This is a genomic window from Brevibacterium sp. MGP-B1 (assembly GCF_057766545.1).
On record NZ_CM173407.1, the window covers coordinates 2,425,115 to 2,443,198 of the forward strand.

Here is an 18,084-nt window from a genome sequence, read left to right on the forward strand (position 1 = left end):
ACTGTTCTGACCGGAATTCGAGGCGAGGAGCCGACCATGCCCCACACACGCTCAGCGGCGGAATATCTCCGGCGGCCGGAATTCGCCACCGACCTGCTACAGATCGCCAAGGGCGTGATCGCCGCCACGGGCGCTTGGTGGATCTCTGATACCGTGCTTGAGAGTCAGATGCCGTTCCTTGCACCGTGGACCGCGCTGCTGACGGTCCACGCCACCGTCTACCGGTCGTTCTCTCGAGGGGTGCAGACGACGATCGCGTCGATGATCGGCGTGGGAGTCTCCTTCCTCATCGGGAACTACCTCGGTGTCAGCCTCTGGACTTTCGCTCTGGCGATGCTCGTCGGTCTGGCCGGAGCCAGACTGTCGTGGATCCGCGACGAAGGTGTGGCGATCGCGACGACGGCGATCTTCGTCCTCGGCTCCGGATTCGATTCTCAGCAGCCCCTGCTCGTCGACCGTCTCCTCGAACTCGCCCTCGGAGTGGCAGTCGGCCTCGCGGTCAACCTCCTCATGGTCCCACCTCTGCGGGATCGACAGGCGGCACGCTATATCGACAGCATCAACCGGCAGATGGGCGAAGTGCTCACAGACATGTCGGACCAGTTCTCCCACACGTGGGACACCGATGTCGCCCAGGAGTGGTTCGAGCGGACTGAAGCCATGAGCCGAGAACTCGACTCGGCCTGGCAGACCGTGCGGTTCGCCCGTGAGAGCCGACGCATCAACCCCCGCACAGCGATTCGCTCCAAGAGACTGCGACGCCGAGGAGACACAGCCGACTCCGCGGAGAAGGAAAGCTACGAGAGCATCCTGTTCAGAGCCGACGAAGGCATCTCCCACCTGCGGAACCTCGCCCGCACTCTCCGGGAGGCCTCCTCGTCCGAAAGAGAATGGAACACCTGGTTCCGCGACGAGTGGGCGTCGATCGTCGCCGACGCCGGACGCTCCATCGCCGATCCCGATGCCGAAGTCGAACCGATCTTCGATCGTCTCCAACAGCTGTCGACCGACATCTCCCAGGATCGGTCGCTTCCGGAGACCACGTGGCCGATCTATGGCTCTCTCATCACGAGCCTGCGCCACATCGTCGTCATCGTCGACGACGTCGCCTCGGCCCGCAGCGCCCGAGAATCCAACTGAAGCGCAGGTCCGCCGCGGGGCCGGCGCCACGCTCAGCAGAAGTGATGGAGGCGCCCGGGCGGGCCGTGTTCTCAACCCGCCCGGGCTACGTCTCGGTGGGATCCCGGGCTTCCACCTGACGCTGTTCCCACGGTCACCCATAGAAGGCATCAGTGTCACGTCTGTGCGCAAGAAGTCTTCGCTCTGCGGCCTGCTCCTGCGTAGACTGTCCTGACAGTCGTCGACGAAGCCGGTTCTTCGCAGGACGAGGAGGCATGATGCCGAACCGTGAACAGAACGACACCCGCCCGCACAGCGCACCCCTGGACCGCACCCAGTTCTCATCACGCGATGAAGCGGAGATCACCGACTTCATCCGGCAGATGTATGCCGACAGTCGGTTGGAGTTCGGTTCGATTCGCGATCGGGCACGCTTCTCGGCGCTGACGCACCCCCGTCCTGGGCGCAGACCGAGTGCGCACGTCGATCGACTACCACGGGACCTCGGCCGAGGGCTTCGAAGACTTCCTGTTCTTCGCCGTGCACCGCGGCAGCGTCGAGGTCAGCGGTCGCAGCACCCGTTCCTCGTCGACGCCAGGTGATGTCGCGTTCTATCCGCTGGGAGTGCCGATCGACTTCTCCATGCGCGACTTCGATGTGACGACTCTGCGACTGCCCGGAAGACGCATCGAGCAGGTCGCAGAGGACATCGCGGGAGTGCCCGCGGACACGCTGGAGTTCCACGACGTCACACCGGTCTCGCCGGCGATGAGCCGCTACTGGAATGCGCTGATGAACTTCGCCGCCTCAGCCCTCATGGATCCCGAGTCGCCGCTGCAGTCATCATCGTTGCCCGAGGATCTGGCTCGCACCGTCGCCACCGCCGCGCTGCACACCTTTCCGAACACGACGATGACACGCCAGTACACGCCCGGCCCCGGCGGCATCACCTCGGCCGCTGTTCGCCGCGCGGCTGCGCACATCGAGGCTCACGCGCATCTGCCGCTGCAGCTGAGTGAGATCGCAGCCGTCGCGGGAACCAGCGTGCGCGCCCTCCAATACGGTTTCCGACGCCACCTCGATACCACGCCGCTGGGCTACCTGCGGCAGGTGCGGCTCGAACACGCCCGGCAGGACCTGCAGCATGCCGATCCCACCCGCGGCGATACGGTCTCCGCGATTGCCGAACGCTGGGGCTTTGCCAACGCCGGCCGGTTCGCCAGCGCTTACCGCAGTGCCTACGGAATGAACCCCTCCCACACTCTGCGGGGCTAGAATCATTCGAAGGCTCCGGCTGGAGCTGCAGACCCAACCGTGCGCATCCTGAGGAGACTTCCCATGCACCCCTCTCGTCCCGGCGCCGATGCTCGCTGCTCCCCTGGCCTCACAGAGCCCGGCACCTACGGTGCCTGTTCGACGGTCCCGCGCCGCGGCCCCGCGGCGCGCACTCTCTCCACGGTCGTTGCGAAGGCGATCGAATCGGTCGAGGGGACCGATTTCGCCTCACTGAGCCTCATCACCGGACGGCAGAGGATCGAGTCCGTCGCATCCTCCGGTCCTCTGCCCCTCCTCCTCGACTGGCTGCAGGTCCGCCTCGGTGAGGGGCCGAGCCTCGATGCCATCCACGAACAGAGCATCGTGAGCCTCCCCGACGTCAGCGTCGAAGGCCGGTGGCCGACATTCGCCCAGCAGGCGACGCGCGCAGGAGTCGGCAGCATGCTCACGATCGAACTCTTCGCCGAAGATGACCTGCTCGCAGCACTGAGCTTGTACTCCTTCGGCCCGAACGCCTTCACCGCTGACTCCGAACGTGCCGGACTCGACCTCAGGTCGCAGGCCCAGCTGGACTTCTCCGAGTCCCGCACGCAGAAGCAACTGCGAGAGGCTCTCCTCAGCCGTGACACGATCGGCCAGGCCAAGGGGATCCTCATGGAGCGCTTCAAGATCACCGACGAGGAAGCGTTCATGCTCCTCACTCGATCGAGCTCGCTGTCGAATCGCAAGCTCCGCGACATCGCGGACGAGCTGACGCGCACTGGGACCGTAGCAGGGCAGCAGAAGCTCTGACGAGTTCTCGCACCGCTGCGCTTCGGTTCACTTGACGGCGGTGCGCTTGACGCCGGCTCCCTGGGCGTAGGTCAGGTGCCCACCCAGGTAGCCGCCGACTCCCACTGCGGAGAGTCCGACGAGGGACAAGAGGACCCCCGTCTTCCGATGCCCTTTCGCTCGGACCAGCCAGGAGGCGGACTGCAGGGAGGCGCCGATCGAATTGGTCATTGCGTGGACGATGCCCACTCGTTGTACCGGGCCGTGGGCCTCGCCCCAGTCGGAGGCACCCGACAAGGCGGTCGGCACGGCCGAGAGCACTCCGATCCCGACGAGCCTCTTCGCGGCCGCTGCGCTCTCCTCCCCACCGGTGAGATCGAGCAGTGTGGCCATCGACCACGCTCCGATGGGGACGTCCGTGAGCATCGGGTGCAGCGGATGCCCGAGCCACGAGCCCGACAGCGCATCCTTCACCGGCCCGAACTCCGTCAGCTTGCGCACGGCCTTTGCCAGTGGCGCGGAGAACTGGTCGAGGGCACGCCCCGATTCGATCTTCTCCGTGGTCGTGTTGAGGAACTTCATCTCTGCCGCCTTTCGCTTGTGCTCACAATGTTGTGGCCCGACCGCTCCTTCTCGGCGGTCGGCCCCGCGCTTCCGGCCCGGTAGTCCTGCAAGGGCACCGCTCCGGAGTCGAAGGCGTCGAGGATGTCCTCGACGATTCGCCAGCCCTCCTCGGCGGCATCACCGCGGACGCTGAAGGTCGGGTCGCCGTCGAGGATCCCCCGCAGAACTCCCCCGTAGGATTCGAGTCCCGGTTCCCCCACTTCCGCACGGGCCGTTGCCGTGGCAAGACCCCTCTGGTCAGAGGGGCCGCCGAGGTTGATGTCCAGCCCGAAGCATTCGTCGTCGAGGCCGATCCGCAGAATGTTCGGAGTCAGGGCAGAAGGCCCGCCGAAGCAGGAGTAGGTGTGGGGCGGTCGCCGGAAGGTGACAGCGATCTCCTGGCGCGGACTGCCGATCGCCTTACCCGAGCGCAACGTCACGGGAACGCCGCTCCACCGCCAGGTGTCGACCTCGAGTGTCACCTGAGCGAAGGTCTCGGTCTCATTCGCGGGATCGACGCCGTCCTCGCTCGTGTAGGCCGGAAGGCTGCGCCCGTCGAGCTCGCCTGCCGTATAGCGGCCGCGGGCGACCGCAGTCGACGGATCGTCGTCCCAGATCTTCGTCGATCGCAGCACGTGGGCGGTCAGCGCAGGCAGTTCGACGTGGTCGAAAACCGAGGGCGGATCCATCATCACCAGGCTCATGACCTGGAGCAGATGGGATTGGATCATATCCCTGAACGCCCCCGCCCGATCGTAGTAGGCGGCGCGGCCTTCGAGGCCGAGGCTCTCATCGAAGACGATTTCGATCGAGGCGACGTTCTCACGGTTGAGCAGCGGTTCGACGACCTGGTTGGCAAAGCGCAGACCGATGAAGTCGAGGACTGCGGGCAGATTGAGGAAATGGTCGACCCGGAAGGTCTGTTCCTCGGGAACCAGGCGCGCGACCGCGGCGTTGATCTCCTCGGCCGAGTCGAGATCGAAGCCGATCGGCTTCTCCAGGGCCAACAGCAGATCCTCGGGAAGCTCGAGAGCGGCCATCGCCTCGAGCGCCTTCATGGTGATCTGGGGAGGCAGCGCGCAGTACAGACAAGCCGGAGTGTCGATCTTCGAGAGGAGATCTCCGAGGCTCTCACCGTCGGTGACATCGCACTGAATGTACGCGGCGTTCTCGCGAGCATAGGTGACAGCGGGGCCGTGCGCGTCGACCGAATCGAAGGCATCGGTCACGATCTGCTGGAAATCGACATCCGGTTCCTGCGACGAACCGATGACGGAGACGCGTCTCTCGGTCGAGTTCGTCAGCAGCGTGCCGAGGCCGGGCAGCAGGAGCCGGGAGGCGAGATCGCCCGAGGCCCCCAGGATCACAAGATTCTTCATGGCATCCATGTCGGGACCCTACGCCCGATCCCGGGTTTGCGGGACCCCCCTTAAAAACCGCTCCAGGATCTGCTTCACTGACCTGATGGGTACAGATCGCCGCCATTGCAACCGCACACCGCTCGAGGACTACGCGCTGCTCTCGGACAAACGGACCGGCGCGCTGCTGTCCCGACAAGGCAGCATCGACTGGCTCTGCTGTCCCCGGTTCGACTCCCCCTCGGTCTTCTCCGCCCTGCTCGGCGACGCCGATGACGGTCGCTGGCTGATATCGGTGCCAGACGGGGCAGTCGTCGAGCGCCGATACCTCGATCGCACCTTCATCGTCGAAACCATCTGGGAGACCGATGTCGGCAGAATCCGTGTCACGGACTTCCTCTCTACGGAGTCGGACACACAGGTGAAGGAACATGACCGGCGGACCCGCGTCATCCGACGAGTCGAATGCGTCCAAGGCACTGCGGTCGTCGAACACGACCTGCGCATCGTCTTCGACTACGGACGTGCCACACCGTGGATCCGGAAAGTCGGGAGCGTCGGCTCCGGAGAATCCGGGCTGCTGTCGATCGCCGGACCCGACGCACTCATCCTCACCGGGCCGGACCTCGACCCGGACAGCGATGCCCAGCGGCGGCGCGACAGGGACCACGGGGGCACAGAGACGACCAGCGGGCAGAGCCGACCCGACGACGCTCAGGGTGCGACCGCCTCGGCGCTGGTCGGACACTTCGACATGTCCGAAGGCGACGTGCTGGAATGGATGCTCACCTGGCACCGGTCCCACCTCGATGCGCCGGAGCCGATCGACGTCTCACAGGCTCTCGAGGACACGAGCGCCGACTGGGAGGAATGGGCGTCCCACATCAGCGTCCGAAACCGACGGGAGGAACTCGTCCTCCGGTCCCTGCTGGTCCTGCGAGCGCTGACGAACGAGGCCACCGGCGGCATCGTCGCAGCTCCCACGACCTCGCTGCCCGAGGACTTCGGCGGGCAGCGCAACTGGGACTACCGCTTCACCTGGCTGCGGGACGCTTCGCTGACGATCGGCACCCTCGTCGACCACGACTTCACCGACGGGGCCCTGCACTGGCGGAACTGGCTGCTGCGGGCGGTGGCCGGGGACCCCGACGACGTTCAGATCATGTACGGCATCGCGGGTGAGCGCAACCTCGACGAACACGAACTGGACCACCTCGGCGGCTATGAGAACTCCCGCCCCGTCCGAGTGGGAAATGGGGCGTACTCCCAATATCAGTCCGATGTCGTCGGCGAAGTGATGCTGGCCCTGTCCTCCCTGCGCGATGCGGGGGTGCAGGAGGACGAGTTCTCCTGGGCGCTGCAGAAGAATCTGCTCAGCTTCGTCGAACGCAATCTCGACCGAAGGGGCCACGGGATCTGGGAGATGCGCGGCTCGGCCCAATACTTCACCCAAGGGCGCGCGATGATGTATGCCGCATTCGACCAAGGAGCTCGTGCCGTCGAAGACCACGGACTGTCGGGACCGGTGGGACGGTGGAGGTCGCTGCGCGACCGGCTGTATGAGGAGATCATGGAGCACGGCTTCGATGAAGAGCTCAACTCGTTCACCCAGACCTACGGCAACAAAGAGGTCGACGCCTCGCTGCTCCAGCTGCCGACCACCGGGCTGATCGCCGCAGACGGTCCGCAGATGCTCGGCACCGTGAAGAAGATCGAGGAGGACCTCCTCGACGAGCAGAATATGGTCCGGCGCTACCGCACGGAAGCCGGCCTCGACGGTCTGCCCGGCAAGGAGCATTCGTTTCTCATGTGCTCCTTCTGGCTCGTCGAGCAGTACGCGAAGAGCGGACGGGACGAGGACGGCGAGAAGCTCATGGACAGGCTGTGCGGCTACGCCTCTGACCTGGGGCTCTTCGCCGAGGAATACGATTCCGGCACAGGTCATCTAGCCGGGAACTACCCTCAGGCGTTCAGCCATCTCGGTTTCGTCCGCGCCGTCGACGCGCTCGAAGACGGGTCTCCCGCCTCCAGAGTCTGAGCCGGAGAAGTTCAGGTCTCTTCGTCCTCGGTTTCGCGGCGTTGCCGACGTTCGTTTTCGCGTTTGCTGTACGTTGCTCGCCGAATCTCCTCGTCGCTGTCGAAGTTGGAGCCGAGTGCTCCGGCGAGTGTGCCCAGGCATGCCGCCAACCACGCAAGCTGCGGGTAATTGAAGAAGCTCGCAGGGTGCATGAGTTCGGTACTGAGCTGACGGGCGTCGACGACGACCAGTCCCAGTATGAACAGGAATGCGAACAGGACCAGGAACATCAGGGCCACACTGGTGCCCACCATGATGACCGTGGTGGTGTTGTCCAATCCCCCCTGCCATGCGTACACCGCGTCGCGTCGCTTGGTCCACAGGTGATTGCGGAAGATCAGCCAGAACGTCAGCGCCGCGACGACGAGGAGACCGATCAGGAGGAGACGCGCCGGATGCAGGGCATCGGCCAACGTCCAGATCGAACTGTAGAAGACACCGAATGTGCCCACGGCCGCTGCCGCGGCGATGGAGGTGCTCAGCGCAGGAAGCATCCGCCCGGGCCGATTGCTGCGCACCATTCCCAACAGCAGCCGCAGCCGGTTGTGCCATCCGGGCATCACGATGTAGGCAGTGTCGTCTCGTCCCTCGCCGCTGTCGCCCCGCGCGCTTCTCAACTTGGCAATCGATCGGACGGAGTCCTCCAATGAGTTCTCCCCGGTTCCCTGCTGCGTCGCGGCGATGAGCGCAACCACCAGATTCCGTGTCTGCGCCAGAAGGCGATGGGCGCCCAGAGCCGGCACCGACACCAGCAGTGCCCGATTGGCGGTGCTGACTTCGCACAGAAGCGGGTCTTTGGCGTGGTGGCGGGGCAGCTCGGTCAGATACACGATGTAGTCCCACTCATACCGATTTCTCAGATCTTCGGACTCGTGCATAAAAGGGATGTCGCCGTCAGGGGTGAGTGAGAACGATTCCTTGCTGACGTCGACGTTCCACTCGACATCCTCGATACGATCGGCCAATTCTCGCTTCAGCGACCCCGCCACCGACTCAGCGATCTTCTGCGGCACCCCGGAATCGGCCATCAGTCCGACAACCTTCGCTTCTGAACTCATTCTTTTATCCTGAATCACGGGCGCTCGACCGTCTACCCCCTACAGCACGGGCACCCGTTGCCTTGTGAACAGCCACACCATTCTGTGTGTCTCCGGCGCACGTCTGCTCGCGCTCCGTCAGTGCTCGGTTGCCAAGCGCACTCCAAGAGCGATCATCACGGCAGCACTCGTGCGATCGAGCCAGATCTTGACGCGTTCACGTGTGAGCACGCCTCGAGCTCGAGTGGCGGCGAGGACGATCGCCGAGTGCCAGATGATGCCGACGGCCAGGGCGATGGAGACCAGCAGCAATCCCCAGCCGCCTGCTGTCGCTTCAGTCGGGAGGAACTGGGGAAGGATGCTGATGTAGAAGACTCCGACTTTGGGGTTGAGCATATTGCTGATCAGTCCGCTGCGAGCAGCATCGATCGGGTTCTGAGGAGCCGGTGCTGCGGTCTCCGTGTCGGTTGAACGGTTGCGCGGAAGGGACTTCCAGATCGCCATGCACCCCAACCACACGAGATAGCACGCTCCGGCAATCCGCACCACGTCGTATGCGATCGTTGAGGCGGCAAGCAGCGCAGTCAGGCCGACAAGGCTGGCGACTGCCCAGATGGCATGCCCGACTTCGACACCGATGACGGCGGCGAATCCTGAGCGTCGTCCGTGGAAGAGTGTCGACCGAAGGACGATCATGAGGTCAACTCCAGGTGTGGCCGCGCCGATGACCGCCACGAGGGCCCAGGCTATTAGCTGCTGTGGTTCCATTGTCCTCTTCCGAGCGAAACTGATCGTAGTCAATCGTGCCAGCCTATCGGCATGGGGTCGGCCAAGGGGGCTAGCCAGTGTTCCAAACCTGCGTTTCAATGGTGGCATGAGAGCTATCTGGACCGGATCCATCGCCTTCGGCCTCGTGAATGTGCCCGTGAAGCTGTACTCGGCCACGGAGAACCACGACGTGCGAATGCACCAGGTCCATGCGAAGGACGGAGGGCGGATCCGCAATCAGCATCGCTGCGAGGAATGCGGGAAGACCGTCGAGTACGACGACATCGATAAGGCTTTCGACGACGGCGAGCACCGCGTGGTCCTCACAAGTGAGGACTTCGAGGCTCTTCCGGCAGAGGACAACGACGATATCGACGTCCTGCAATTCGTTCCCAGCGACGAGATCGACCCCATCATGCTCGAGAAGGCCTACTTCCTCGAGCCGACGTCGAAGACGCCGAAGGCCTACCTCCTGTTGCGTCAGACGCTCGAGGACACCGAGCGGACTGCGATCGTCAAGCTCACTCTGCGCACCCGGACGCGTCTGGCCGTGCTGCGGGTCTGCGGAAAGGTCCTCATGATCCAGACCCTGCGCTGGGCTGATGAGATCCGCGACGTCGACTTCAAGGGCGTGAACTCGAAGGCGAAGATCTCGGACAAGGAACTCGAGATGTCGGAGAAACTCGTCGAGTCCTACTCCGAGGACTTCACCCCCGAGGAGTTCAGCGACGACTACCAGGTCGAACTGCGCAAACTCATCGACGCGAAGATCGAATCGGGCGAGAGTTTCGATGTCGAGAAGACCTTCGCCGAGGACGACGCCGAGGAGGACTCCGGAGGCGATGTCATCGACCTTATGGAGGCCCTGCGGAAATCCGTGGACAGTTCTCGATCGTCGAAGAAGGGGACCTCAGGCAAGAAGTCGAGCGCGAAGGCGAGCGCAAAGAAGACCTCGTCGAAGAAATCGGAAACGAAGAAGTCGTCAGTCGCGAAGAAACGCACCGGATGAGGAGACTCGCACGAGGAATCTGCAGGAGGAGACCCCATGCATCCGACCAGAGACCCGCCGACGGAGACACACCAACAGTCTGACCGAAACGACGAACCGACCACGAAGGAGCTGTTCCACTATGCCGAAGACGACTAAGACAGGAAAGCCGAAGGAGAACGAGCTGCCCTCCACGCTGGAGAAGTCGAGCAAGAAGGCACAGCGGACCTTCGCCAAGGCCTACGACTCGGCCATCGACGAATACGGGGACGAGAAGCGCGCCCACCAGGTCGCCTACGCCGCCCTCAAACACAGCTATGAGAAGGTCGGCGACAAGTGGGAGGCGAAGGACTCCTCCGGCCCGTCGGACGCTCAGAGCTCCGGCGGCAAGAACACCGACCGCACGACCGCCGGCGGAGTCGACGCGAACGCCTCGAAAGAGCACCTCTACGAACAGGCGAAGAAGCTCGACATCTCGGGACGTTCGTCGATGACGAAGAAGGAACTCATCGACGCGCTCGAGAAGGAGAACAAGCGGAAGACGAAGCAGAACTCCTGACACCGACCCGAAACGGCGAAAACGAAGCGGCATGGAGAGATCTTCCGACAGCCGAACGCCGGTACTAGCGTGAGGGTCTCCGCCCCGCTGTTCGCCGGAATCCACCACCAGAGATCGGAGCACCATGACAGACACAGTCACCGTTCCCGAACCGCACGGATCAGAGAGCACCCGGAGAGAGAACGCCGAAAAGGGGTTCGTCGCTCCCGAATCGCTGACGAAGAACCTGCAGAACGTTCTCGTCGACTTCATCGCTCTCAGCCTGGTCGCCAAACAGGCTCACTGGAACATCGTCGGCACGAACTTCCGAGATCTCCATCTCAACCTCGATGAGGTGACGACAGTAGCCCGAAACGGCAGCGACGCCCTCGCCGAGCGGATGAGGGCGCTGCACGGTTCGCCCGACGGACGGCCCGCGGTCATCGCCGCGCAGACGGATCTGGAGACGTTCCCGAGCGGAGAGACCACCACCCACGATGCAATCGACCACGTCGTGAGCGCGATCGAGACCACTGTCGGCAGCATGCGCGGCTGCCACGACGAAGTCGACTCCGCCGACCCGACGACCGCGGATCTGTTCCACGAATACATCACCCAGCTCGAACAGCAGGCCTGGTTCATCAGCGCCGAGACGCGCCGGCCGAGCTGAGACCGCCCCCGCCGCGGAGGCACAGCCGCCAGGCCAGCGGTACCGATGAGCCACCCACCAGCAAGGAGATTCCCATGTCCGTCTGCGACACCTGCGGAAACGACTACGAACAGACATTCACCCTGTCATTCGGAAACGGCTCGTGGACATTCGACAGCTTCGAATGCGCGATCCACAAGGCCGCACCCACCTGCGAACACTGCGGATGCCGCATCCTCGGCCACGGAGTCCACGACGGCCAAGCACTGTTCTGCTGCTCGCACTGTGCGCGCGAGGCAGGACATACAGAGGCCACCGACGACAAAGGAGGAATACGATGAGCGACCAGCTGACCTTCCAGGACCCCACCACTCGCTTTCCCGACATCTCACCGCCGAAGCAGGATCAACCCGAACCGGGCCTCGACGCGGAACTCATCCCCGGCACGGATCGCGGTGAGGACAGCTACACCGGCACAGGCAGGCTCCGCGGCCGCAGGGCGCTGATCACCGGCTCGGACTCCGGCATCGGATCCGCCGTCGCGATCGCCTTCGCCCGTGAGGGAGCCGATGTCGCTCTGTCCTATCTGCCCGCCGAGGAGGAGGATGCCCAGCACGTCTGCGAAGTCATCCGCCAGGCCGGTCGCAAGGCCGTGCCTCTGCCGGGAGACCTGTCCGATCCCGAGTACTGCCGCGAGGTGGTCCGCCGGGCGGCAGAAGAACTGGGCGGACTCGATGCGGTGGTCAACAATGCCGGCCGACAGATCGCCGTCGAAGACATCGCCGACCTCACGGACGAGCAGTGGGAGAACACGTTCCGGACGAACATCCACGCGATGTTCCGGGTCTCTCAGGCCGCGCTCGAGCATCTCGAGCCCGGATCGACGATCGTCAACAGCACCTCCGTGCAGGCCTATTCGCCGTCCGCCCACCTCATCGACTATGCGTCGACGAAAGCGGCGATCAACAACTTCACGAAGGGGCTGGCAACTCAGCTGGCTCCGAAGGGCATCCGAGTGAATTCCGTGGCACCGGGGCCGATCTGGACCCCGCTGCAGGTCTCGGACGGTCAGCCGAAGGAGGCGCTGCCGCACTTCGGCAAGAACACTCCGCTGGGACGGGCAGGGCAGCCGACAGAGCTCGCACCCGCGTACGTCTTCCTCACCTCGTCGGAGTCGAGCTACGTGATCGGTGAGACCCTCAACGTCAACGGCGGCCAGCCCACCCCGTGAGCAACCGCTCCAGGACGGTCGCTGCGGCCCGCGCCCCGAAGGAGGCCTGATGAGTTCACACGATGACAAGCAGCCGAAACCGAACACCGAACGGCACGGCACCGGCAATCCCAACCTCGATCCGGGCCCAGCCGGTGACCCCGACCTCGATGAGGGCGGAAGCGTGCGACCAGGCGCGACTCCTCCTGAGTCGCACTCGGCGACCGCCTCGCCGCCACACCCTCCGGCGTCGCGGCCCCCGAAGACGAAATGGGTGGTCGTCGGAATCAGCTGCCTGCTGGCGATCATGATCTTCTTCTTCGTCGCCTATATCGTCGGGGTCTTCGGCTGATCCGACCGCAGCGAAGACTCAAGGACGGTGAGAGGAACGGGAACAGTCCGGTCCTAATCACGGGCCTGCGTCGACCGTCCGGTCCCGTCATCAGCCAGCACGCCTTGCGGGCGGTCGGCTTCGGTCATGGCAGAGAGGAACCGCAGCACGGTCTCGCGCTCCCGGCTGTTCAGGGCCGCGATCACGTCGAAGCGACGGGCATGCTGGCGCCCCACCGACTCGTGCGCTGCCTGCGCGGTCTCCTCTGTCACCTCGATGCTGGTGGTGCGCCTGTCGTGGGGGTGGGGGACCCGGATCAGGTGCCCACCGGCGACGAGGCGATCGACGAGCTTCGTCGTCGAGGCGCTGGAGATTCCGACGGCAGCAGCGATGTCCTTGGGAGTGACGATGAGCCCCTGCCGCTGTGCGCGGATGAGCAGGCGGATGGTGCGCATATCACTGTCGTTGAGCTGCATATACCGCCGCGACGCCTCGGCGAGGTCGCGTTCGGCCTCGTGCCACTGCCGCAGGGCCTCCATCAGCGCGGTGCATTCCGCGACCTCGGATTCGGACAGGGCCGAACGATCGGAGAACTCCGATTCATTCGAGAAATAAGTCAGGCCAGCTGCCTTCGAGTCTGCGGACGGCACGCTGACAGCATACCGCTGACGTGCTAGATTGAACTCTCGCCTGGCTAAAGAAATTGGAGAGCGTCCTGACCGTCGAATCCCGCCTCGTCGAAGTCCTCGCCGCTGCTCGGCGACGCTCTCGAGTCCGAACTCAGCAGTACGAGCAGCTCTGGCAAGCGCTGTCCAGGATGGCGTTGGGCGGAAAGATGATCAGGCCCCGCCTGCTCATCGGTTCCCATGAGGGCCTGGGAGGCACGGCAGCGCAGGCCGCGATGGACGCCGCCTGCGCGATGCAGCTGCTGCACATCGGCCTGATCATCCACGATGATGTCATCGACAACGACACCGTGCGTCGAGGGGAGATGAACATCACCGGTCAGTTCTCCTCCGAGGCCATGCTCCTCGGAGCCACGAGCGCCGCGGCGCAGACGTGGGGAATCTCCTCGTCGCTGCTCGCCGGTGACCTCATGCTCAACGAGGCCCAGTCCCTCCTGGCGCGCCTCGACCTCGACACCCCGCGCCGGATCGCCGTGCTCGACATCTTCGATGAGACGATCGCCGAGAGCGTCGCCGGAGAACAGTCCGACGTGTGGCTGAGCCTCCACCTCGACGAAGCCGACTCCGGTGACGTGCTCACGATGATCGGACGCAAGACCGCCTCCTACTCGTTCGAAGCCCCGCTGTCCATCGCCGCGGTCCTCGCCGGAAGCGACGACATCCTGGTCGAGCGGCTGCGCGCCATCGGCCGCCGCATCGGCATCGTCTACCAGCTCAGGGACGATGTCCTCGGCGTCTTCGGCGATGAGCAGGAGACCGGCAAGTCCGTTCTCAGCGACCTCCGAGAAGGCAAGGAGACCCTGCTCATCAACACGGCCCGAGCCCACCCTGCCTGGACCGAGGTCGCCCATCTCTTCGGCGATCGGGGCCTCGATGCCGAGGGTGGCCTCCGGCTGCGGCAGGTCATCGAGGAGTCCGGGGCGAGGGCGTACGTCGAATCGATGATCGCCGAGCACTGCGAGACCATCGCCGGGCTCATCGCCGAGGCGGAGCTGCCGCAGGCGCTTGCGGGCAGACTCGCGGACCTCACCTCCGCCTGCAGTCTGAGGTGCGCATGAGCGGGGCCGATCGGCACCGTCGGAGCCGACGAGCGGTGCCCGGCGACGAGCCGGCCGGTCCCCCGGTCGAGCAGGTGCCCCTCGAACACGGTCCCGACCTCTGGCGCATCCGCTCTTTCGACGCCGCCCGCCAGGTGCTGCGGGTCCGACACCTCACGACGCAGGCCGGATTCACTGCGGAGAGGATCCCTCGCGGCGTCTTCCGCCGCCACCCGATCCTCATCTCCGACGGGCAGTCCCATGACTCGCAGCGCCGAGAGCTCGCCCGCTTCTTCGCCCCCGCTGTGATCGCCGACAGGTACGGCGAGCGCATCGATGCTCTCGCGCGGGACACGGTCGGCCGGGTTGCCGCGGCCGGCCGGTGCCGCCTCGACGAGGTGGCTCTGCACTTCTCCGTGGCCGTGACCTCCGAAGTCGTGGGACTGACCGAATCCTCCATCACGGGCATGTCGCGGCGGCTCGAGGGATTCTTCACCCAGCCGCCGGTCGACCTCGCCGCTCCCGGTTGGGGCCGGACCCGGAAGCAGTGGCTGCAGGCCGCGGTCAACGGTCTTGTCCCGATCGCTCGGTTCTTCCTCGCCGACGTCCGTCCGGCGCTTCGGGCTCGGCGCCGCAGGCAGCGCGATGACGTCCTTTCCCATCTCATCGGGGCCGGACACAGCACGTCGGACATCCTCGTCGAGTGCGTCACCTACGGCACGGCCGGGATGGTCACCACCCGCGAATTCATCACCATGGCGTGCTGGCATCTGCTCTCAGACGGCGAGCTCGGGGCGGAGTACCTCGCGGCCGACCGGCCTCGCCGGTTGGAGATCCTCGAGGAGATCATCCGCCTCGAACCGGTCGTCGGCCACCTCTTTCGACGCACTCAGGCCGACATCGAGGTCACGGCACCGGATCGCACCGTGACGATCCCCGCCGGGGACCTCATCGACGTCTGCGTCCGCGCGACGAACACCGATGAAGAGGCGATGGGGTCCGAGCCGCATTCCCTGTGCCCCGTGCGGCACACCGCAGAAGCCGTCCCGGCGGTCGGCATGAGCTTCAGCGACGGTGCGCACAAGTGCCCGGGGCAGTCGCTGGCGCTGTTCGAGACCGATGCGCTCGTCCACCGCCTGCTCGAGCGCAGTCCGCACCTGGTCGCCGAGCCGGAGATCGGCTGGGACAGCGTCATCTCAGGCTACCGGCTGCGCGGACTCCAACTGGCCTTCGACGAGTGCTCCGGCCCGGAGAGGAGACTGCCATGAGCGCCTTCGAGTATCTGCTCCTCATGGGTGCCTGCGTCCTCATCACCCTGCCCCTGGAGCTGTTCTTCCGGGCTCGGGTGTACCGCCGGTGGAGAACCGTGCTGTGGGCGCTCGTGCCCGTCATCGTCGTCTTCTGCCTCTGGGACGTCGTCGCCATCGCCCGCGACCATTGGGTGTACAACCCGCGATTCGTCACCGGCATCCACCTCGGCAACCTGCCGCTCGAGGAGCTCGTGTTCTTCATCGTCATCCCCCTGTGCGCCCTGCTCAGCTATGAGGCGGTCGGCACCGTGCTTACAGCTGTACGCAAGCGCCGTTCCGAAGGAGGCGGCGAACGATGAGCGTGCCCGAGTACACGATCATGACCGTCGTCGGAATGATCCTCGTCATCGGCCTCGAGCTGTTCGTCTTCCGCTCAGGCGTCTTCCGCCGGGCGAAGTACTGGGCGGCGCTGGGCATCTGCCTCGTCTTCCAATGCTTCGTCGACGGCTGGCTGACGAAGCTTTCGGATCCCATCGTCATCTACAATCCGCAGGGTCTGAGCGGCATCCGGTTCCCGTGGGACATCCCAATCGAGGACTTCGGCTTCGGCTTCGCCATGACCACCGCCGTCCTCATGCTCTGGCAGTGGCGCCTGAACAGGCACGCTCTGGCCGCCGGAGAAGAGAACACATGAACCGTCGAACCTCCCAGCCGCGCCCCCGTGACCGGCACGCGATCCTCACACCCTCCCACCCGGGGCGTCCGCGTCTGCTGCGGCCCAAGCGGGTGACCGTCGTCGGCGGCGGCATCGCCGGACTAGCCGCAGCCGCGGTCCTCGCCGAGCACGGCGTCAGTGTGCACCTGGTCGAGGCCGAATCCAGCCTCGGCGGACGGGTCCGGGCCTGGAGCCTCGACGGGGACCGGTCGATGAGCCGCGGATTCCATGCCTTCTTCCGCCAGTACTACAATCTCCGCAGCCTGCTCGCACGCGCCGATCCCGGCCTCGACCGTCTGGTCCCGGTCACGGACTATCCGCTCGTGGGGCGGGACGGTCTGCGCGACTCCTTCGCCCGGATTCCGCGGACTCCCCCGCTCAGTCTCGCGGGATTCGTGCTCACCAGCCCGTCCTTCCCGCTGCGTGGTCTGGCCGACGTCGACCTGACGACGGCGTGCGAACTCATCGACGTCGACTTCCCGGACTCCTATCGACGCTACGACGGAGAGTCGGCCGAGCAGTTCCTCGACCGGCTGCGGTTCCCGGTCGGGGCGCGGCATCTCGCGCTCGAGGTCTTCGCCCGCTCTTTCTTCGCCCACCCTGCGGACTTCTCCGCCGGGGAGCTCGTCGCGATGTTCCACACGTACTTCACAGGCTCCGCCGAAGGGCTGCTCTTCGACGTCCCCGACGACGACTACGACACCGCACTGTGGTCGCCCCTGAGCGAATACCTCGCCGAGGCGGGGGTGCAGATCGAGACCGACACCGCAGTCACCGCGCTCCGCCCACAGGACAGTGCGGGCAGCACCGGGTGGCGCGTCGAGACGGCGAGCGGGACGCTCGAGACCGATGCGCTCGTGCTCGCCGCCGATCCGCGAAGCACTCGGACGCTGCTGGCCGGACTCGAGGACTCGATCGACGCCGACGCTCTCGGACATGCGACGGCCGCCGGCTCACCGGCCGCGGGCAGGGGAACTCGAGAGCGGTGGCTGAGCAGCGTCACCTCGCAGCGGAATGCGCCGCCGTTCGCGGTGCTCAGACTGTGGTTGCAAGACGAGGTGGATCCGAGCCGCCCGGCCTTCCTCGGCACGACCGGCTATGCGCTGCTCGACAACATCTCGGTCCTCGAACGCTTCGAGGCCGGGGCCGAGAGATGGCGGCACACGCACGGCGGCTCCGTCGTCGAACTCCACGCCTATGCGCTCGGCACCGCGCATCGGGGCGGCGCGCGAGGGATGCTCGAGTCCGAAGACGTCGACCGGGAAGCCGTGACATGCCAACTGCTGGCCGACCTCCACGAGGTCTATCCCGAGACGGCCGACATCCCCATCACCGCCCAGGAGCTGCTCATCGCCGATGACTGCGCCCTGGCCGACACGCGACTGCACGACGACCGCCCCGGGGTCACGACTGCGTTTCCCGGGCTGGTACTGGCTGGTGACGCCGTCGCCTGCGAGGCACCTGTGGCGCTCATGGAACGCGCGGCGACGACGGGATTCATGGCCGCGAACGAACTGCTCGCCGGTTGGCGGGTGGAGGGAACCGAGATCTGGTCACCGCCTCGGCGCGGTCTGCTCCGTCGGGGCCTCCTCGGCGCACTGCGCGGACGCAGGGCAACGAGGCACAGGCGTGGAGCAGCCACCGGGCGCTGACCACCGGTCTCGACGCCCCC

The 18,084-nt window shown here is 65.4% G+C and carries 20 protein-coding genes; 15 read left to right on the top strand and 5 right to left on the bottom strand.

Annotated elements, in window-relative coordinates:
- Positions 1–36 precede the first annotated feature (36 nt).
- The 3 genes from AC3CD9_RS11005 (at position 37) to AC3CD9_RS11015 (ending at position 3,186) form a co-directional block, all read left to right on the top strand.
- On the top strand, positions 37–1,140 hold the full coding sequence (locus tag AC3CD9_RS11005) for an FUSC family protein (RefSeq protein ID WP_488363899.1): 1,104 nt from the start codon (positions 37–39) through the stop codon (positions 1,138–1,140).
- A gap of 453 nt (positions 1,141–1,593) precedes the next feature.
- Positions 1,594–2,394 carry a helix-turn-helix transcriptional regulator gene (locus AC3CD9_RS11010; protein ID WP_488363900.1) on the top strand — a complete coding sequence of 267 codons (801 nt, stop codon included), beginning with the start codon at positions 1,594–1,596 and terminating at the stop codon, positions 2,392–2,394.
- A gap of 63 nt (positions 2,395–2,457) precedes the next feature.
- Positions 2,458–3,186 carry an ANTAR domain-containing protein gene (locus AC3CD9_RS11015; protein ID WP_488363901.1) on the top strand — a complete coding sequence of 243 codons (729 nt, stop codon included), beginning with the start codon at positions 2,458–2,460 and terminating at the stop codon, positions 3,184–3,186.
- 27 nt (positions 3,187–3,213) lie between these two features.
- Here AC3CD9_RS11015 and AC3CD9_RS11020 read toward each other — a convergent pair whose 3' ends face one another.
- The gene (locus tag AC3CD9_RS11020; protein ID WP_488363902.1) at positions 3,214–3,747 is read right to left on the bottom strand and encodes a DUF2231 domain-containing protein; all 534 of its coding nucleotides are present in this window, start codon (positions 3,745–3,747) and stop codon (positions 3,214–3,216) included.
- Positions 3,744–5,156 (bottom strand): glucose-6-phosphate dehydrogenase, encoded by a 1,413-nt coding sequence (locus AC3CD9_RS11025; RefSeq protein WP_488363903.1) that lies wholly within the window; start codon positions 5,154–5,156, stop codon positions 3,744–3,746. Before AC3CD9_RS11025 ends, AC3CD9_RS11020 begins: the two co-directional genes overlap by 4 nt.
- 76 nt (positions 5,157–5,232) lie before the next feature.
- Between AC3CD9_RS11025 and AC3CD9_RS11030 the strand changes: the two genes are divergently transcribed.
- The gene (locus AC3CD9_RS11030) at positions 5,233–7,164 is read left to right on the top strand and encodes a glycoside hydrolase family 15 protein (RefSeq protein WP_488363904.1); all 1,932 of its coding nucleotides are present in this window, start codon (positions 5,233–5,235) and stop codon (positions 7,162–7,164) included.
- Between the two features lie 11 nt (positions 7,165–7,175).
- On the opposite strand, the gene AC3CD9_RS11035 is transcribed toward AC3CD9_RS11030, so the two are convergent.
- Both AC3CD9_RS11035 and AC3CD9_RS11040 read right to left on the bottom strand, forming a co-directional pair.
- Entirely contained in the window at positions 7,176–8,231 is a 1,056-nt protein-coding gene (locus AC3CD9_RS11035; protein ID WP_488363905.1) for a hypothetical protein, read from the bottom strand.
- A gap of 147 nt (positions 8,232–8,378) precedes the next feature.
- Positions 8,379–9,008 (bottom strand): LysE family translocator, encoded by a 630-nt coding sequence (locus tag AC3CD9_RS11040; protein ID WP_488363906.1) that lies wholly within the window; start codon positions 9,006–9,008, stop codon positions 8,379–8,381.
- Positions 9,009–9,114: 106 nt separating this feature from the next.
- Between AC3CD9_RS11040 and ku the strand changes: the two genes are divergently transcribed.
- The 6 genes from ku to AC3CD9_RS11070 all read left to right on the top strand — a co-directional run bounded on the left by ku (position 9,115) and on the right by AC3CD9_RS11070 (position 12,745).
- Positions 9,115–10,017: a non-homologous end joining protein Ku gene (gene ku / locus AC3CD9_RS11045; protein WP_488363907.1), complete on the top strand. Its 903-nt coding sequence runs from the start codon at positions 9,115–9,117 to the stop codon at positions 10,015–10,017.
- A 121-nt stretch (positions 10,018–10,138) separates the two neighbouring features.
- A complete protein-coding gene (locus AC3CD9_RS11050; protein ID WP_488363908.1) occupies positions 10,139–10,555 on the top strand; it encodes a ChaB family protein in 417 nt (138 codons plus the stop codon).
- A 124-nt stretch (positions 10,556–10,679) separates the two neighbouring features.
- Positions 10,680–11,204 (top strand): Dps family protein, encoded by a 525-nt coding sequence (locus tag AC3CD9_RS11055; protein WP_488363909.1) that lies wholly within the window; start codon positions 10,680–10,682, stop codon positions 11,202–11,204.
- A 74-nt stretch (positions 11,205–11,278) separates the two neighbouring features.
- Positions 11,279–11,524: a hypothetical protein gene (locus AC3CD9_RS11060; protein ID WP_420097787.1), complete on the top strand. Its 246-nt coding sequence runs from the start codon at positions 11,279–11,281 to the stop codon at positions 11,522–11,524.
- Entirely contained in the window at positions 11,521–12,414 is an 894-nt protein-coding gene (locus tag AC3CD9_RS11065) for an SDR family oxidoreductase (RefSeq protein WP_488363910.1), read from the top strand. The genes AC3CD9_RS11060 and AC3CD9_RS11065 overlap by 4 nt, the downstream gene beginning before the upstream one ends.
- 49 nt (positions 12,415–12,463) lie before the next feature.
- On the top strand, positions 12,464–12,745 hold the full coding sequence (locus AC3CD9_RS11070; protein WP_488363911.1) for a DUF6480 family protein: 282 nt from the start codon (positions 12,464–12,466) through the stop codon (positions 12,743–12,745).
- A gap of 53 nt (positions 12,746–12,798) precedes the next feature.
- Here the strand turns inward: AC3CD9_RS11070 and AC3CD9_RS11075 are convergent, their stop codons facing one another.
- Positions 12,799–13,374 carry a MarR family winged helix-turn-helix transcriptional regulator gene (locus AC3CD9_RS11075; protein WP_488363912.1) on the bottom strand — a complete coding sequence of 192 codons (576 nt, stop codon included), beginning with the start codon at positions 13,372–13,374 and terminating at the stop codon, positions 12,799–12,801.
- 53 nt (positions 13,375–13,427) lie between these two features.
- On the opposite strand from AC3CD9_RS11075, the gene AC3CD9_RS11080 reads away from it, so the two are divergent.
- The 5 genes from AC3CD9_RS11080 to AC3CD9_RS11100 are packed head-to-tail and all read left to right on the top strand — an operon-like array spanning position 13,428 to position 18,064.
- Positions 13,428–14,468 carry a polyprenyl synthetase family protein gene (locus AC3CD9_RS11080; RefSeq protein WP_488363913.1) on the top strand — a complete coding sequence of 347 codons (1,041 nt, stop codon included), beginning with the start codon at positions 13,428–13,430 and terminating at the stop codon, positions 14,466–14,468.
- Positions 14,465–15,715 (top strand): cytochrome P450, encoded by a 1,251-nt coding sequence (locus AC3CD9_RS11085; protein WP_488363914.1) that lies wholly within the window; start codon positions 14,465–14,467, stop codon positions 15,713–15,715. The genes AC3CD9_RS11080 and AC3CD9_RS11085 overlap by 4 nt, the downstream gene beginning before the upstream one ends.
- Positions 15,712–16,056 carry a lycopene cyclase domain-containing protein gene (locus AC3CD9_RS11090; RefSeq protein WP_488363915.1) on the top strand — a complete coding sequence of 115 codons (345 nt, stop codon included), beginning with the start codon at positions 15,712–15,714 and terminating at the stop codon, positions 16,054–16,056. Before AC3CD9_RS11085 ends, AC3CD9_RS11090 begins: the two co-directional genes overlap by 4 nt.
- On the top strand, positions 16,053–16,391 hold the full coding sequence (locus tag AC3CD9_RS11095) for a lycopene cyclase domain-containing protein (protein WP_488363916.1): 339 nt from the start codon (positions 16,053–16,055) through the stop codon (positions 16,389–16,391). The genes AC3CD9_RS11090 and AC3CD9_RS11095 overlap by 4 nt, the downstream gene beginning before the upstream one ends.
- Positions 16,388–18,064 carry an FAD-dependent oxidoreductase gene (locus tag AC3CD9_RS11100; protein ID WP_488363917.1) on the top strand — a complete coding sequence of 559 codons (1,677 nt, stop codon included), beginning with the start codon at positions 16,388–16,390 and terminating at the stop codon, positions 18,062–18,064. Before AC3CD9_RS11095 ends, AC3CD9_RS11100 begins: the two co-directional genes overlap by 4 nt.
- The last annotated feature ends 20 nt before the right edge of the window (positions 18,065–18,084 follow it).

Coding starts and splice junctions, on each gene's coding strand:
- AC3CD9_RS11005 (WP_488363899.1), top strand. CDS start 37: ATGCCCCACACACGCTCAGCGGCGGAATATCTCCGGCGGCCGGAATTC.
- AC3CD9_RS11015 (WP_488363901.1), top strand. CDS start 2,458: ATGCACCCCTCTCGTCCCGGCGCCGATGCTCGCTGCTCCCCTGGCCTC.
- AC3CD9_RS11020 (WP_488363902.1), bottom strand. CDS start 3,747: ATGAAGTTCCTCAACACGACCACGGAGAAGATCGAATCGGGGCGTGCC.
- AC3CD9_RS11025 (WP_488363903.1), bottom strand. CDS start 5,156: ATGGATGCCATGAAGAATCTTGTGATCCTGGGGGCCTCGGGCGATCTC.
- AC3CD9_RS11030 (WP_488363904.1), top strand. CDS start 5,233: ATGGGTACAGATCGCCGCCATTGCAACCGCACACCGCTCGAGGACTAC.
- AC3CD9_RS11035 (WP_488363905.1), bottom strand. CDS start 8,231: ATGGCCGATTCCGGGGTGCCGCAGAAGATCGCTGAGTCGGTGGCGGGG.
- AC3CD9_RS11040 (WP_488363906.1), bottom strand. CDS start 9,008: ATGGAACCACAGCAGCTAATAGCCTGGGCCCTCGTGGCGGTCATCGGC.
- ku (WP_488363907.1), top strand. CDS start 9,115: ATGAGAGCTATCTGGACCGGATCCATCGCCTTCGGCCTCGTGAATGTG.
- AC3CD9_RS11050 (WP_488363908.1), top strand. CDS start 10,139: ATGCCGAAGACGACTAAGACAGGAAAGCCGAAGGAGAACGAGCTGCCC.
- AC3CD9_RS11055 (WP_488363909.1), top strand. CDS start 10,680: ATGACAGACACAGTCACCGTTCCCGAACCGCACGGATCAGAGAGCACC.
- AC3CD9_RS11060 (WP_420097787.1), top strand. CDS start 11,279: ATGTCCGTCTGCGACACCTGCGGAAACGACTACGAACAGACATTCACC.
- AC3CD9_RS11065 (WP_488363910.1), top strand. CDS start 11,521: ATGAGCGACCAGCTGACCTTCCAGGACCCCACCACTCGCTTTCCCGAC.
- AC3CD9_RS11070 (WP_488363911.1), top strand. CDS start 12,464: ATGAGTTCACACGATGACAAGCAGCCGAAACCGAACACCGAACGGCAC.
- AC3CD9_RS11085 (WP_488363914.1), top strand. CDS start 14,465: ATGAGCGGGGCCGATCGGCACCGTCGGAGCCGACGAGCGGTGCCCGGC.
- AC3CD9_RS11090 (WP_488363915.1), top strand. CDS start 15,712: ATGAGCGCCTTCGAGTATCTGCTCCTCATGGGTGCCTGCGTCCTCATC.
- AC3CD9_RS11095 (WP_488363916.1), top strand. CDS start 16,053: ATGAGCGTGCCCGAGTACACGATCATGACCGTCGTCGGAATGATCCTC.
- AC3CD9_RS11100 (WP_488363917.1), top strand. CDS start 16,388: ATGAACCGTCGAACCTCCCAGCCGCGCCCCCGTGACCGGCACGCGATC.